The following is a 13477-nucleotide window of genomic DNA, read 5'->3' on the forward strand; positions in this document are numbered from 1 at the left end:
TCGACCGGTGCGCTCGTCCACGGGAGGCCCATGGACGGCGAGGTCACCGGAACAGCTTGCGGAGGAAGACGACGAACGCGCTCCCCGCCACGGCCAGGACCGAGAGCGGCTGCCACCGGTCGCCGAGGCCGGACTGCGCCGTGGCCGAGGTCGACCCCGCGGTCGCACCGAACCTCGACCCGAACTTCACCCGGGACGTCGCGCCCGACGTCGAGCCGCCCTGGGCGAACAGGCCCTTGACGTCCTTCTGCGTGGTCTGCACGGTGCGGTTCGTGCGGTCCACGAAGCCCTTGGTCACGGAGTGGATGGTCTCCGCGCGGCCCTGCACGTCGTCCCGCAGCGTCTTGAGGTGGTCGCGGCGCAGCGTGAGCCGGTGCCGCAGCTGCTCCTCGGTGGGCGCCGGGGGCTTCTGCTGGGCCGGATCCTGGGCGGCCTCGCGCTTCTCCTGCTCCTTGCGCTCGCGGGCCTGCTGCTCCTCGCGCTGGACACGGCCCTCGGTGTAGGCGGAGCCCTCCTTGACCACGCCGAGGTCGTACTTGACCCCGAAGATCGCCTTGCGCGGCACGAGCGGCAGGGCCTTCTTGATGGTGGCCACCCCGATGAGCGCCGCGACGGCCAGGATGATCAGGAACAGCACGGCGAGCAACAGGGCCGCCAGCCAGGCCGGCATGAGCTGCGACAGACCCGCGATCGCCGCACCCACGAGGGCGATCGTGGCCAGGAGCAGGAAGACCAGGCCGACGACGACGAAGGCCGCCCCCTTGCCCAGGGTCTTGGCCTTCTCCGTGAGCTCGATCTTGGCGAGCTGCGCCTCGTCCTTGAGCTGCTTGGGCAGCAGGCGCCCGAAGACCTTGACGACGTCGAGGATCGACGCCGACCCGGGGTCGGATTGCTCCGACTCCGCTCGCGACGCCCCGCCCGTGCTGGGGCCTACCGAATGACTCATGCCCGCCTCCGTTGATGATGAGAAAAGTACGTGGACTGAGCACCAAGCTACCATCGGGGACGCCGGGGGCGGGCCTGCACGGGCTTGTCGTCCGTCCGGGTCACGCAGACGGACGGTGCCCGTCCGGTCGCCGCACGGGCACCGTCCGTCTGCCGGTGACCCGTGCCTCTTCGTGTCGGGCTCCCCCTTCTCCCTGTGGTCGACCTCCCTGTGGTCGACCACCCTGTTGTCGACGACGTGCACCTGCGCGTACGCCGTCCTGCCCCTCTCGTCCGGGCGGCCGAGGGTGGGCGCCCGGCGGAGCCCCATGACCGGGGATGCCGGGTCTTCTGTCGGCGGCGTCCGTCGGGTGTCTGCCCGCCGAGGACTCCGTGCGGGCGGTGTGCCCGGTCGTACGTCTTCACCGCCCCGGCCCGTCACGAGCGTGCGCCAGGACGGGCACCCGGTGGCACGCGACCATCGAGCGTGCGGCGGCAACGCCGATCGACTCGAGGACCGCTCCGGTCATGTCCCGCGGGAACCGGGGGGTGCGCCGTCCGGGATCCGCGCTGCCGTCCCCGCCTCCTGGACGCACGGATCCCGCGCAGCCCGCGGTCCCCTAGTCGCGCTCCCTGGCCGAGGATGCGGCCAGGGACCGTCGGCGGGCGCTCTTCGACATGGCGCCGACCACCCGCTCCAGTGGCCCCTGCCCCAGTGTTCGTTGCCATGCCACGGCGAACAGGACCGCCGTCACCAGTTGGACGGCGAGCCACAGATGGGGCTGGTCGTAGTGCACCTCGAGGGAGAGCGCGACCAGGTGGGCGGTGTACAGGGACAGGGTCATCGACCCCATCGCCGACAACGGCAACAACCAGGCGCCGACGGCGTGAGAGACCAGCAGGAACAGGCCCAGCACCGCCATGCCGGTGCCGAGGCTCACCGCGATGGCCAGCGGAGCATTGGTGTGCGGCGCGTCGACCGCCAGTGACCACCATGTGCCGGTGGGCAACCACTCCCCTCCCCAGACCAGCAGCTCGGTCAGTTCCTCCTCATCGCCCGACGAGGCGGCCAGCAGCCGTTCGTAGCCGCCGAGGCCGTGGAGCAGCAGGTACGAGGCGGCCTGGGCGCAGACTGTCACACCTGCGCCGACCGCCAGCAGGCGGACCTGGACCGCCCGTCTCCCGAGGTCGAGCCGGCCCAGTCCCATGCCGACCAGCAGATAGGCCAGATACGCCAGGGCAGGATAGGTGCCGGTGAGCAACAACTGGGCGGCCGTCGCCACCGGTTGTGTCAGCAGATCTCCGAACGTGGGGTTGCTGGAGACGACATCGGGCAGTGGATCGCGCAGCAGCTGCATGAGGACCGGAGCCGTGACCAGGAAGACCGCCGCTGCGCCGAACAGCGACGTCGGACCCGAGCCCAGGAAGGGAACGGCCAGCAGGAAGAACACGCCGTAGTAGATCAGGATGTTGTCCGCCGGCAGGTCGTCGGACAGCAGAGAGCCGATCCCCAGTCCCAGCACGGCGATCAGCACAGCCCGCACCACGAGCGCCACCCGGTCCGCGGTCAACCTCCCGCCCTCGTGCGGACGGGTCCCACCGGAGGCCAAGGCCAGGCCGACGCCGGCCAGCAGCGCGAACAGCGCCGCCGAGTCGCCCGAGAAGAGGATGTGGGACCAGGTGGGCTCGTGGGTCTCGTCGTCGGAGGACGGCAGGACGTGGACGGACATCAGACCGATGAGCGCCAGACCACGGGCCGCGTCGACGCCCACCAGTCGTCGTGACGGATTCCGGCCGGTGCGCCGCTCCCCGGACGCGGCAGGTCGGGCTGTCCTGGCCATCCAGTGCATGGTTCCCCCTGTGTATCGGACCGTGTCCGGGATGCCGGTGCTTCCGAGGCCGCCCTGGACCAAGGATGCGGCCCGGACTCCGGCTCCGGCTAGGACGGACCTGAGAATTCCGTAACGTCTTCGCAAGCATGCGACCTCCGCGAGTCCGGGCGACTCGGTCCCTCCACCTCCGTCGCGTCACGGGCGCTCTTCGAGCGAGTGACAGGCCTGAGTGGTTCCGTGGGAACCACCTGCGCGTTCCCCGGGCAGTGGTGCGGACCCGGTCCCCTGTGCCGGGACGTCCACCGAAGAGCGGGCATTACTTCTGCGACTGGATGCGAGTCAATGGAAAAGAGCGGGATCCGAGCTCCCGCGGGAAGGACGACCACCATGACCGCCATCCCTCGCGCCCATCCCGCCGAGTCCCTGGTCCGAGCAGGCGTCGTCGGAGCGCTGGCCGCCCGGGGCGTCACCGTCACGTCCGTGGAGATGCTGTTCGACGGCCAGGAGTGGGCCGTGACCGTCTCCTCCTACCCCGAGGGGAAGTCGGAGACCGAGGTTCGTGTGGCCGTCTGGACCGCCCTTCTCAACTGCACGGCCGTCTTCGACGTGCCCGCCCCCACGGAGGGCGTCCGGATCAGCTTCACGGGATGAGGCGCACCCGTGGCGGAACGACGTCGGCGGCACGACCCGGGCCACCCGGTCGTGGTCGTGCCGGTTCTCGCGGGCCCACAGCATCTTCGTGCGGAACCGTGGGCTTCCGGGCGTCGGTTGCGCCGGAGAGCGGCGAAGTCCGGCCGGCCCCGCGTCTCCCCGTCCGGTCACGGCCCGGCCCGGCCGCGATTCCGGCAACGATCGCCACGACGTCGACGACGGTCCGGTGTCCCTCCATCGACTCCGCCGGCGAACCGGTCTTTCCGTCCGGCCCAGAGGCCGATGCACCGCAGGTCCTCAGGGGCGATGCTCGTCGAGGCCGAACAGGTGTGCCCACCGGCGGGGTGCGATGACGTGGCGCAGGAGGAGGTAGACCGCCGCCAGGGCGACGACGACGGCCAGTGTCAGGGAGAAGGTCAGCAGGGCGCTGGCGTCGTGGGGCCGGTAGGCGAACACGACGCTGGTGCTGACCGCGGGCGGGTGGATGATCCGCAACGAGGCCAGCGTGGTGACGGTGACGGTGATCGCGACGGCCAGCGCCAGGGTGCTGCTGGGAATGACCTCATCGGCGAGGAACCCGGCTCCGGCCGCGATCAGGTGCCCGCCCACCACGGGGACGAACCGGTTCATCCGGTGCAGCGGCTGGTAGTAGAGCAGGAACGTCGACGCCGCCAGCGAGGTGACGAGGACGGCCTGTTCGGCGATCTGCTCGACCACGACGATCATGAGCACGACGGTGATCACCGTGGCTGCGCTGACCGTGGCGACACGTCTCCAGTCCGCCTCCGGGTCGCTGCGCCGCATGCGCTCAGGTGGTGCCATGCTGTCTCACTCCGCTCCTTCGCCCGGCGCCCCGCGGGATGCCGCCGCTGCCCAGCCGCTGCCGGACACCCCGCCGCCGGGCAGGATGGCTCCGGGCGGGGTCAGGAGCGGCCGTGGGATCGCGATTCTCCCGTCGACGGGGTGCTGTCGGCATCCTCCGCGGACGACAGGTAGTGCTCCAGCGGGAAGAACTCCGGTTGCGCCGAGGGGTCGCCGGCAGCATGCGCGCCCACCGCATTGGCGGCGCGAAGCGCCGTCTCGTAGTCGTGCCCGGAGGTGAGGGCGAGCACCAGCGCGGCGCAGAACGCGTCTCCGGCGCCGACCGTGCTGACGACGGCGACCGTGTTGCCGGGTGCGGAGGCGACCTGCCGCCCGTGCTCGTAGATGGCCGAGCCCTCGGCGCCGTAGGTCACCGCGACCAGCGTGGCGTCGGCCAGCCCGGGGTTGAGCTCGTACTCGGTCTCGTTGACGATGATGAGGTCGCACCGGTTCACCAGATCGCCCGGGAGGGGCATGGCCGGGGCGGCGTTCAGGGCGAAGAAGCCCGTGGTCCGTCGGGCCGCCTCGCGGACGGCGTCGAGCTCGATCTCCAGCTGGCAGAGCACGACGTCGTCCGGCGAGAAGGTCGCGTCGTCGACGGACACCTCGGCGTTGGCACCGGCACAGACCACGATCTGGTTCTCCCCGTCGCGGTCCACGGCGATGAGCGCGGTGCCGGTCGGTGCCGCCACCCGTCGGATGCCGGTGACGTCGACCCCGGCTGCCGCCATGCTGCGGAGGACGGCGCCGCCGTCCGGGTCGTCACCGACGGCACCGATCATCCGTGCGCGACCGGCGAGTCGTGCGGCGGCGACCGCCTGGTTGGCGCCCTTGCCCCCCGGCTGCCGTTGCAGGGTCGCGCCGCCGACCGTTTCCCCGGGCGTGGGCAGCCGCTCGCACACCGCCGTCAGGTCGATGTTGACGCTGCCTACGACGGTGAGGGACGGCCGCACGGACTCCGCCGGCGGGGACGGGGCGAACCGGCGGAACGTGCTCAGGAGGTGCGGCGCGAAGTCCTCGGCCAGCTCGAGCACGACCCGGCACCGGCCTCCGTCCGGATCGGGGTAGCCCGCGTAGCGGCCGCGCATGTCGCAGATCGTCTGACCGCGCCCGGGACCGTCGGTCGTGTCGACCTGGACCCGGACCATCGGTGCGAGGCCAGGGCGAACGGTGCCGGCCGCCACCGCCGCGGCCAACGGGTCGTGCATGGCGGACAGCGGCCGGCCGAAGATGCCGACGTAGTGGTCGAAGTAGTACTCGAGCATGTCGGCCAGCGGGGGCATCACCGGATGGTCGACGGCGGCGATCTGCTCGCGCTGGTCCTCGTCCAGGAGGTGTTCCATGGTGACGTCCAGCGGCACCAGGGTCACCTCCCACGCGGCGTCGAACACCTCGGCGGCCGCCTCGGGGTCGTGCCGGATGTTGGCCTCGGCCACCGACGTCAGATTGCCGGGGACCAGGGCGGCACCGCCCATGACGGTGACGCTGCCCACCAGCTCGGGCAGGCCCGGTTCCTGCCGCAGAGCGCGGGCGAGGTTGGTCAGCGGGCCGATGGCCACCACGTGGAGCTCGCCCGGATGCTCATGGGCGAGCCGGACCAGCATCGCGTCCGCCGATTCGGCCACCGGTTCAGCGGCCGCCCTCGGCAGGTGCACGTCCCCGATGCCGTTGGCGCCGTGCACGTCCGGGCTTCCTCCGTCGAACTCGCCGACGAGGGGATGCCGGGCGCCCACCGCGACCGGAATGTCCGGCCGGTCCAGCAGGGCCAGGAGGTCCACGGTGTTGCGGGCCGCGGTCACCGCGTCGATGTTTCCACTGACGGTGCCGATGCCGCGCAGGTCGACCGAGGGCGTGGCCGCCAGGTAGGTCAGGGCGACGGCATCGTCGATGCCGGTGTCGCAGTCCAGGTAGAACGGACGGGCATCCGCATCGGCCATCTCCATCACCCTTCGGGTCGGTCGGTGAGAGGCACCTCACAGCGCCCAGGCTAGAGTACCCCGTACGACAGGGGCGTCGTCGTTCGCACGGGGCAGGCTCTGCACCGACGTCCCGACCGGCAGTCCGGGCACATTCGACGGAAGGAAGACGCTCATGATCGACGTGTTCTGGGGCATCGGCGGGATGATCGCTCTCCTCGCCATTGCGGTCCTGTTCTCGGTGGACCGCCGCAAGATCCGGATCCGGACCGTCGCCCTGGCCCTGGCGCTCCAGGTGACCTTCGGCGTGCTCGTGCTGTACGTCCCGGCCGGTCGCGTCGTGCTCGAGGCCATGACCGTGGGGGTCCAGGCCGTCATCAACTCCTCCGCCGCCGGCATCGACTTCCTCTTCGGCCCGGTCCTGCCCGAGGAGGGAGGGGTCTTCGCCTTCCAGGTGCTGCCGGTCATCGTGTTCTTCGCCGCCCTGACGTCGGTGCTGTACTACCTGGGCGTCCTGCAGTGGGTCGTGAAGATCATCGGAGGCGGGCTGGCGAAGCTCCTCGGCACGTCGACACCGGAGTCGATGAACGCGGCCGCCAACATCTTCGTGGGACAGACCGAGGCGCCGCTGGTCATCCGGCCCTACGTCGCCAAGATGTCGCGGTCCGAGCTCTTCGCCGTCATGTGCGGCGGACTGGCGACCGTGGCCGGCTCCGTGCTGGTGGGCTACTCCCTGCTCGGAGCGCCGCTCGAGTACCTCATCGCCGCCTCGTTCATGGCGGCGCCGGCCGCACTGCTCATGGCCAAGCTCCTCGTCCCGACCGGGGCGATGGAGGAGGCGCCGGCGGGCGCGCCCGCGCACGACCCGGGCGTCGCCGACGGACCGTCGGGCACCGCGGAGGGCGCCGGCGACCCGGCCGGGGAGGAGCGCCGCGGCGCGCGGCGCTGGCTCGCCGGCGGCGCCCGACGCGGGGCGACCTCCCATGCGGCCCTCGAGATCGCACGCCGGCAGGACGCCGGGACCACGGACCGGGGCGACGGCGACGCCGTCCGGCCCGACGACGTCGCCCGGTCCGCCGACCCGGAGGGGGTGTCGGCGACGGACGCGGCGGGAGATCCCGTCGAGGAGGAGGAGGCGCCGGCCAACGTCATCGACGCCGCGGCCCGCGGCGCGTCCGACGGTCTGAGCCTGGCCCTCAACGTCGGTGCGATGCTCATCGCCTTCATCTCCCTCATCGCACTCGTCAACGTCATCCTCGGCTCGATCGGCGGACTGTTCGGGTTGGGCGAGCTCACCCTGGAGCAGCTCTTCGGGTACGTCTTCGCGCCGGTGATGTTCGTCGTCGGGGTCCCCTGGGCCGAGGCGCTCGACGCCGGCAGCTTCCTCGGACAGAAGCTCGTGCTCAACGAGTTCGTCGCCTTCGCCGACTTCGCCCCGCAGATCGACGACTACTCCGCGAAGACCCAGGCCATCGTGACCTTCGCCCTGACCGGGTTCGCGAACTTCGGCTCCCTGGCGATCCTCCTCGGCGGACTCGGCGGCATCGCCCCGTCCCGCCGCTCGGTCATCGCCCAGCTCGGCCTGCGGGCCGTGCTCGGCGGGACGCTCGCCAACCTCATGAGCGCCGCGATCGCCGGCATGCTCATCGGCTGACGTCACGGACGGGAGCCCCTGGGATCATGCTTGTGCACACAAGTGGGGCTCCCCGACCCGTGCACCGCCGCCTAGGCTGATGTTGTCGGCGAGCCGCCTCCGAGCGGCCCGACAGTGCAGGTCACGTCGGGGGGCGTGGACCTGCCGCACGCAGCGCCCCTGCCGGCGCGCGTCGCCCGTGGCGGTCCCGGCTCCTGTCGGGGCCGCCACGGAGCCACCGGGAGTTCAGTCCCCGGACATCGACAAGCCACCGGCCGTCAGGAACAGCACCGCCGAGACGGCGAACAGGGCGGCGGCGGCACGACGGTCTCGGCCCTGGGGCATCGTGCCCTTGCCCACGCGCAGGCCACGGGACAGGAAGCCCAGCCCGGCGGTCAAGAACGCCAGTGCGACCAGGTTGAGCGTCAGCGACGTCGGCACCGACGGCTCCCCTCTCGGCCGGCGCGCATCAGCCGGCCCGCGACCGGCCGCGGGCCGGCTCACCGACCGGGCGGGCCCCCGGGTGCCGGCTCCGGCACTAGATTCGGACCATGAGCATCCTCGTCCCCGCCGCCTCCGGTCTCGTGGAGCCCGGCTCACCGGCCAGCATCGTCCTGTTCGTGCTGGTGAGCCTGGTCGTCGTCGGCCTGGTGGCCTCCATCCTCGTCCGCACCCGCCGCCGGCAGCGCGAGCACCCGCCCCGATCGGCCGACGAGCCGCGGGGCCCGGGAGCCGGCGACGGCTGACTCCGCCCGGCCGGACCGCAGGCCCGTCCGGGCTCCGGTCCGGTGCCACCTCGTCCACCGCTGGCCGGGACGCCCGGCGACGCCCGGCGACGCCCCGGGAGGCTATCTGCGTGCGCGGGATCGGATCTACGATCTGTGCCACAGCATCCGTCCGGGAACCGAAGGAGGACCCCTCATGGCCGACCACGACACCCTGTCGGCCTTTCTGCGCGAGCACCTCGAGCGCGACTGCGGCGGCGACATCCACCTCCTGCGCAGCAGCGTGGCCACCGCGATCGAGGAGCTGGAGAAGGGCACCAACACCCTGTACGCCCTGGTCGTGGAATGGGGCGAGGACGCCGGTCCCGGGTTCGAGGGGCCGACCCGCTGGAAGGTGGTGGAGAGCGAGACCGACGTCGGCCCGGTCTTCGCCGCGAGCACGGTCACGGGCTTCACCGGGGCGGACGAGGGTCGGACCAGGATCGCCCGAGCCGTCCAGGAGCACGGTTTCGAGCCGGTCGGAGGGTTCCTGTACGGCATCGTCCCCGGAAGCAGCGTGGCCATGGTCCGTCGGCTGCCGCGGACCGAGTAGGTCGGACCCGACCATCGCCACGGGGCGCGGTGCCCCTGATCTGAAGGACCCGGGCACCGCCTTCGCCCCCGCCCCGGACATCACGGGGCCCTTCCGCCGACCGGCCGCCCGCTTCGGCAGCCCGAGGGCTCGAGGACGGACGCACCGCCGGGTGGCGCGCGGGCGTGCAGCAGTCCCCTCTGCGCGGTCCTCGGGTCGTCGACGGCCCGCGAGCGCGGGCAGAGCGTGCGCACCGCCTGCACAGCACAAGGCCCCGACCGCGTCACCGCCGGCCAGGGTAAGGACGGCGTGGAGACGACATCTCGGGAGTTGAACATGTCCGAGGCCGATGTACGGCGGATGCTCCGTCAGCCGTTCTTCGCGGGCGAGGCGGAGGGATCCGACTCAGCGGCTGTCCGCATCACTCGCAAGCCGATTCCCGGCCCGATGCACGAAGCGCAGCAGCGGGTCGGCCAGCTGGATCGCTTCGGCGGCTTCCATGGGATCGTCGAACTGCACGGTGCGGTGACCGGCCGGATTCTTGGACGCCCCGGTGGGTCGCCGCACCGTCCGGGTGCTTCTGCGCGACTCGGCGGCCGTGTCGATCGGCTCTTCCGATGACCACTTGGAGCAGGTCGTCTTCGTGCGCGTGGCCGCGACCTTCTGCGGCGGCAGCCTCCGTTCCATGCCCCTCGGGGATTCGTGCAGATCCACAGCAGTGCGGACAGCAGTTCGCGCCTGCAACTTCTAGGCTGAGGGTGTCTGGAGGCAACGGCCGCCGGTCCGACAGGGGAGGCAGTCCACCGTGGTCATCGGCTCGTTCGCCGTCGTGTTCGTCCTGTTCTTCGTGATCATCATCGCCACGCTGGCCCGCGCCCCCATCGCCACCCGGATCGCCGGGAGCCCCGAGGAGATCCCGGTGGTCTCCACCCGGCTGTCGGTGACGCTGTTCCACGTCGCGATGCTGGCGATGAGCCTGTTCCTGATGATCGCCGTGGGAACCCAGGTCCTCTACGGCGTGACGGGCACCGAAACGGTCGTCGTCCCGGCCGTCGGGGCCGCCTTCTTCGCCTACGGCTACGTCCTGGCCCGCTATTTCAGTCAGTACGCGGGGAAGCTCTCCTACCGCCAGTGGGTCGGCGGTGCCGACGGTGAGACCGAGGAGCTGTTCGCCCGCGCCTACCGCGAGCGAGCCTGGGTCGTGGGGCTGGCGATCATCCCGCCGCTGCTGGTGCTGGTGGCTCGGGTGGTCGCCGTCGGGGTGCTCGGCACACCGGCGGACCTTCCGGCCGGCGCCGACTGGAGCTGAGCGCCGACAAGGCACTCCCCCCGGTCGTCGTGGTCCCCGCATCGTGCCACGCACCGCGGTCGCCCGCGAGGACGTGTTGCTGACCGCGGTCGTGGAGGTCTCGCGCTACGACCTGGTGGAGGGCCGGACCGACGAGGAGGAGGAGCTCGACGAGATGTTCGGCACCGTCGACGCCTGACCCGACCCCCCGAGACGATGAACGCCCCGGTTGCTCCACGACGGAGACCGGGGCGTTCGCCCGGACGGCACGCAGCAGAGTCGACCGGCTCAGTCCGTCGGTTCCGGCAGATCGGGTTGCTCGCCGGCGGCCGCCTGATCGAGCAGGTCACAGACATCGAAGACGTACTCGGTGGTGTTCTCCGTGATCTCCGCCGAGACCACCGTCGGGAACCCCGACTCGTCCACGGTCTCCGGGTCGAAGGTGACCGTGGCGGTGAATCGTCCGGCCAGGAAGAGGAAGTCCTCGGGCAGCCCGGCGCCGGCCGACAACGCAGCCGAGTCCTCGGTCTCGGACATCAGCAGCCCCGGCCCGAACTGGTCGAAGGTCACGGTGGTCCCGTCGGCGCTGATGGTCTGGAATGCGGCGCCGTCCAGTTCCACCTCGTCCAGGGTGGCCCCGTCGGAGGCGCGCGTGAAGTCGAAGGAGGCGGTGCCGCGCAGCTCGATGACCGTGTCCCCGGTGTCGGTGACCCAGACCCGGTGCACGGTCCGGTCGTTTTCGCCGATGGACACCGTGACCTCCGTGTCGCACGCCGGGACGGTGAGGGGCTGCACGGCCTCTTCCGGCAGCGGGAGGAACTGCCCGTGCGTACTGGCCGGGGGCCACGGGGCCTCGACAGGTTGCTCCTCCGATGGGGTGGGCTCCTGGGCGGTCGCCACGGCTGGAGTGGCGACGGCGAACAGAGCGGCGGCGGCCGCGGCGACGAGACGGTGTGCAGTGTCCATGATCGGTCCTCGTGGCGGGGTGCCGCGGACGGGCCGGACGCTGTCCACGGCTGGTGCGGTGGATGTTTCGGGCCCGGCTGGCCGGGCCCACGGCACCAGTGTCGTCACGTCGCCCAGCCGACGACGCAGGGGTCAGCAGATGACCTCGCGATCGTTACTGGTCACCACCGAGTGTGCGTCACAAACGCGCCCGAGCTGGTGCCACCGTGAACGCCCCGGTGTTCGATGCCGCAGCTGCGGGAGAAGCTGCTCCGGGCCTCGGACGAGGCCGAGCTGCTGGGCCATGGCCATCATGTCGAGGTAGCGGTGCTCCACCTCCGTCGTCCCGCTCTCGTCGTGCCGGTTGAAGACGGCCATGGGCACGGACACCCGCCGGCCAGTGGGCGGAACCGCCCCGGACGGCGTCAGCAGCGGCCCGGTGTGAGTGCCCACGAACAACAGCCGCATCGCCGCCGTAGGACCGTCGACCACCAACTCCTCGATCTCCATGGTCATGTCCGGCATCGCGGTGAACCACTGCTGGGTGTCCTGCTGGATGGCGGCTCTGCCGCGCACCGGCTCCGGCGAGGCAGGGGTGTAGACGATCGCCTCCGGGCCGTAGGTGCTCGCGAACCCGGCGGCGTCGTGGGCGTTGAGAGCCGCGATGGTTTGCTCGACCTCTACCCGGCGGTCCCTGCCTTCGTCCGGGACCGGTCCGACGACGGACGTGTGGGTGTCGCTCATGGTGACCTCCGCTTCTGGTGGACCCCTCTCCCGCCCTTGCGGCAGAGCCGGCACTCGACGGTAGGCACCGGCCGTGACAGGGACCAAGGGATCCGCCCGGATGTCGCGGGCCTGTGACTCGCAGTGCCTTCATGACGCTGCTGCTACGCGAGAACGAAGCGCTCCGGTGTGCCCCGCCGTCACCTGGGGTGTGCACCATGACCGGTAGCGCTTCAGTCGCTGAACCGTTCATCCGACCCTGCCGCCACTCGTGGACCGCCAGCGAGGAGTCGTGGAGGACCGCGGCAACGGTGAGTCCGGCCAAGGACCGGTCGAGGCCGGTCTCCGGCGGCCACATGTCCAGCAGCGCCAGTACCAGGAACGCCGCGCCGACGAGCATCCCGATCACCTGTCAGCGAAGGCATCGGTCCGGTGTCATGCTCTCTCCTGCGGGCCGGTTTCCCCGCTGCGACGTGTGCCAGGAGACCACAGGTCGGTCAGCAGCAGCCAGGCCACGCCGATCCCGGTCAGCCACCAGTTCCACTCGCCCAGGATCAGACGCAGCCCCACGATGAGGGCCACGATGATCGCCGCTCGGAAGAGCACCTGCTGCCATCGCCTCGACACGCCTGCTCCTTCACGATCGACACCATAAGTGCTCGCATCGTCGCACGGACCGGTGCCGGCGGCTGTCACCTCATCCGGGGCCGGCGGCCGCCGGTGGCATCCCGCGACGGGCGTCCATGGCGCGGGCGTGGTCCAGCTGCATCCGCCCGCAGACCAGCAAGGTCGTGTCGATGATCGGCGCCGGCGTCAGGGCGGAGAGCGGCCCGACGAAGCTCAGCAGCAGCAGCGGGACCGCCCATCCCAGCACCGCGGCACCCCATCCCAGGTAGAGCCCGGCCTGGGCCTGGGTCGTGTAGTCGTAGACGGCCGGCAGCGGGTCCGGATCGCCCTCGGCCTCCAGTCCGGCGTGCCGGACGTGGGTGCGCTGGATCCCGATGAAGCACACCCCGAGGGTGAGCAGCCCGAGCACGGCGTTGGAGAACCCGTACCCGCCGATGGCCACCATCCAGTCGAGGGCCGCCTCGAGGAGGTCGTCAGCGGCGAAGGTCCACAGGGCCCAGACGGCCAGCCACCACCACCACGTCCTGCGCTTCTGCGGCACCCCGGAGTCTCGCCCCTGCGACTCCGCGACCATCAGCTCCTCCTGCCTGCCTCACCGTGCACCTCAGCGTAGCCAGCCGGACTGTCTCCCGTCCGTCCGCACACCTGGGGAGCGAGCCGGTCCGCGTCTCGGCCCGGGAGAGCGCCCGCGCGCGACCGACGGGGAGATCACCACCCAGGACCACCCGGAAGCCGAGGTCGAGCTCGGGGCAGCGGCCATCAGGCTGTCCGAGGCGAACGC

16 protein-coding genes and 1 pseudogene are annotated in these 13477 nt (G+C 71.4%); 6 read left to right on the forward strand and 11 right to left on the reverse strand.

Annotation, left to right across the window (positions count from 1 at the left end; all coding sequences use genetic code 11):
- Positions 1 to 43: 43 nt before the first annotated feature.
- Complete coding sequence (locus ACH9D3_RS12900; protein WP_396398992.1) at positions 44 to 946, reverse strand: phage holin family protein; 903 nt, start codon at positions 944 to 946, stop codon at positions 44 to 46.
- A gap of 598 nt (positions 947 to 1544) precedes the next feature.
- Positions 1545 to 2765, reverse strand: coding sequence for a heparan-alpha-glucosaminide N-acetyltransferase domain-containing protein (locus ACH9D3_RS12905; protein WP_396411243.1), 1221 nt, complete (start codon positions 2763 to 2765; stop codon positions 1545 to 1547).
- A gap of 378 nt (positions 2766 to 3143) precedes the next feature.
- On the opposite strand from ACH9D3_RS12905, the gene ACH9D3_RS12910 reads away from it, so the two are divergent.
- Positions 3144 to 3407, forward strand: a complete 264-nt coding sequence (locus ACH9D3_RS12910) for a hypothetical protein (protein WP_396411244.1) — start codon at positions 3144 to 3146, stop codon at positions 3405 to 3407.
- Between the two features lie 297 nt (positions 3408 to 3704).
- Here ACH9D3_RS12910 and ACH9D3_RS12915 read toward each other — a convergent pair whose 3' ends face one another.
- The 3 genes and pseudogenes from ACH9D3_RS12915 to ACH9D3_RS12925 all read right to left on the reverse strand — a co-directional run.
- On the reverse strand, positions 3705 to 4229 hold the full coding sequence (locus tag ACH9D3_RS12915) for an HPP family protein (RefSeq protein WP_396398996.1): 525 nt from the start codon (positions 4227 to 4229) through the stop codon (positions 3705 to 3707).
- 101 nt (positions 4230 to 4330) lie between these two features.
- Positions 4331 to 5266 (reverse strand): PfkB family carbohydrate kinase, encoded by a 936-nt coding sequence (locus ACH9D3_RS12920; protein WP_396411272.1) that lies wholly within the window; start codon positions 5264 to 5266, stop codon positions 4331 to 4333.
- Between the two features lie 39 nt (positions 5267 to 5305).
- Positions 5306 to 6211: pseudogene (locus ACH9D3_RS12925) on the reverse strand (nucleoside hydrolase); the annotation flags it as partial.
- 148 nt (positions 6212 to 6359) lie between these two features.
- Between ACH9D3_RS12925 and ACH9D3_RS12930 the strand changes: the two are divergent.
- Positions 6360 to 7838 (forward strand): nucleoside transporter C-terminal domain-containing protein, encoded by a 1479-nt coding sequence (locus tag ACH9D3_RS12930; RefSeq protein WP_396411245.1) that lies wholly within the window; start codon positions 6360 to 6362, stop codon positions 7836 to 7838.
- Between the two features lie 225 nt (positions 7839 to 8063).
- Here the strand turns inward: ACH9D3_RS12930 and ACH9D3_RS12935 are convergent, their stop codons facing one another.
- Entirely contained in the window at positions 8064 to 8258 is a 195-nt protein-coding gene (locus ACH9D3_RS12935) for a hypothetical protein (protein WP_396411246.1), read from the reverse strand.
- A gap of 110 nt (positions 8259 to 8368) precedes the next feature.
- On the opposite strand from ACH9D3_RS12935, the gene ACH9D3_RS12940 reads away from it, so the two are divergent.
- Positions 8369 to 8563 carry a hypothetical protein gene (locus ACH9D3_RS12940; RefSeq protein ID WP_396411247.1) on the forward strand — a complete coding sequence of 65 codons (195 nt, stop codon included), beginning with the start codon at positions 8369 to 8371 and terminating at the stop codon, positions 8561 to 8563.
- 175 nt (positions 8564 to 8738) lie between these two features.
- The gene (locus ACH9D3_RS12945) at positions 8739 to 9134 is read left to right on the forward strand and encodes a hypothetical protein (RefSeq protein WP_396411248.1); all 396 of its coding nucleotides are present in this window, start codon (positions 8739 to 8741) and stop codon (positions 9132 to 9134) included.
- Positions 9135 to 9518: 384 nt separating this feature from the next.
- Here ACH9D3_RS12945 and ACH9D3_RS12950 read toward each other — a convergent pair whose 3' ends face one another.
- Positions 9519 to 9800, reverse strand: coding sequence for a hypothetical protein (locus ACH9D3_RS12950; RefSeq protein WP_396411249.1), 282 nt, complete (start codon positions 9798 to 9800; stop codon positions 9519 to 9521).
- Between the two features lie 118 nt (positions 9801 to 9918).
- Here ACH9D3_RS12950 and ACH9D3_RS12955 point away from each other — a divergent pair, with 118 nt between their 5' ends.
- Together ACH9D3_RS12955 and ACH9D3_RS12960 are read left to right on the forward strand one after the other, a co-directional pair.
- The gene (locus ACH9D3_RS12955) at positions 9919 to 10422 is read left to right on the forward strand and encodes a hypothetical protein (protein WP_396411250.1); all 504 of its coding nucleotides are present in this window, start codon (positions 9919 to 9921) and stop codon (positions 10420 to 10422) included.
- 43 nt (positions 10423 to 10465) lie between these two features.
- Positions 10466 to 10600 carry a hypothetical protein gene (locus ACH9D3_RS12960; protein WP_396411251.1) on the forward strand — a complete coding sequence of 45 codons (135 nt, stop codon included), beginning with the start codon at positions 10466 to 10468 and terminating at the stop codon, positions 10598 to 10600.
- An 89-nt stretch (positions 10601 to 10689) separates the two neighbouring features.
- Here the strand turns inward: ACH9D3_RS12960 and ACH9D3_RS12965 are convergent, their stop codons facing one another.
- From ACH9D3_RS12965 to ACH9D3_RS12980, 4 genes are all read right to left on the reverse strand, one after another.
- Positions 10690 to 11367, reverse strand: a complete 678-nt coding sequence (locus tag ACH9D3_RS12965; protein WP_396411252.1) for a hypothetical protein — start codon at positions 11365 to 11367, stop codon at positions 10690 to 10692.
- Between the two features lie 132 nt (positions 11368 to 11499).
- Positions 11500 to 12090: an ester cyclase gene (locus tag ACH9D3_RS12970; protein ID WP_396411253.1), complete on the reverse strand. Its 591-nt coding sequence runs from the start codon at positions 12088 to 12090 to the stop codon at positions 11500 to 11502.
- A gap of 414 nt (positions 12091 to 12504) precedes the next feature.
- The gene (locus ACH9D3_RS12975; protein ID WP_396411254.1) at positions 12505 to 12696 is read right to left on the reverse strand and encodes a hypothetical protein; all 192 of its coding nucleotides are present in this window, start codon (positions 12694 to 12696) and stop codon (positions 12505 to 12507) included.
- Positions 12697 to 12766: 70 nt separating this feature from the next.
- A complete protein-coding gene (locus ACH9D3_RS12980; protein ID WP_396411255.1) occupies positions 12767 to 13270 on the reverse strand; it encodes a hypothetical protein in 504 nt (167 codons plus the stop codon).
- Positions 13271 to 13477: the final 207 nt, after the last annotated feature.

The sequence above is a fragment of the Kocuria kalidii genome (genome assembly GCF_044462225.1).
GTDB lineage: Bacteria > Actinomycetota > Actinomycetes > Actinomycetales > Micrococcaceae > Kocuria > Kocuria kalidii.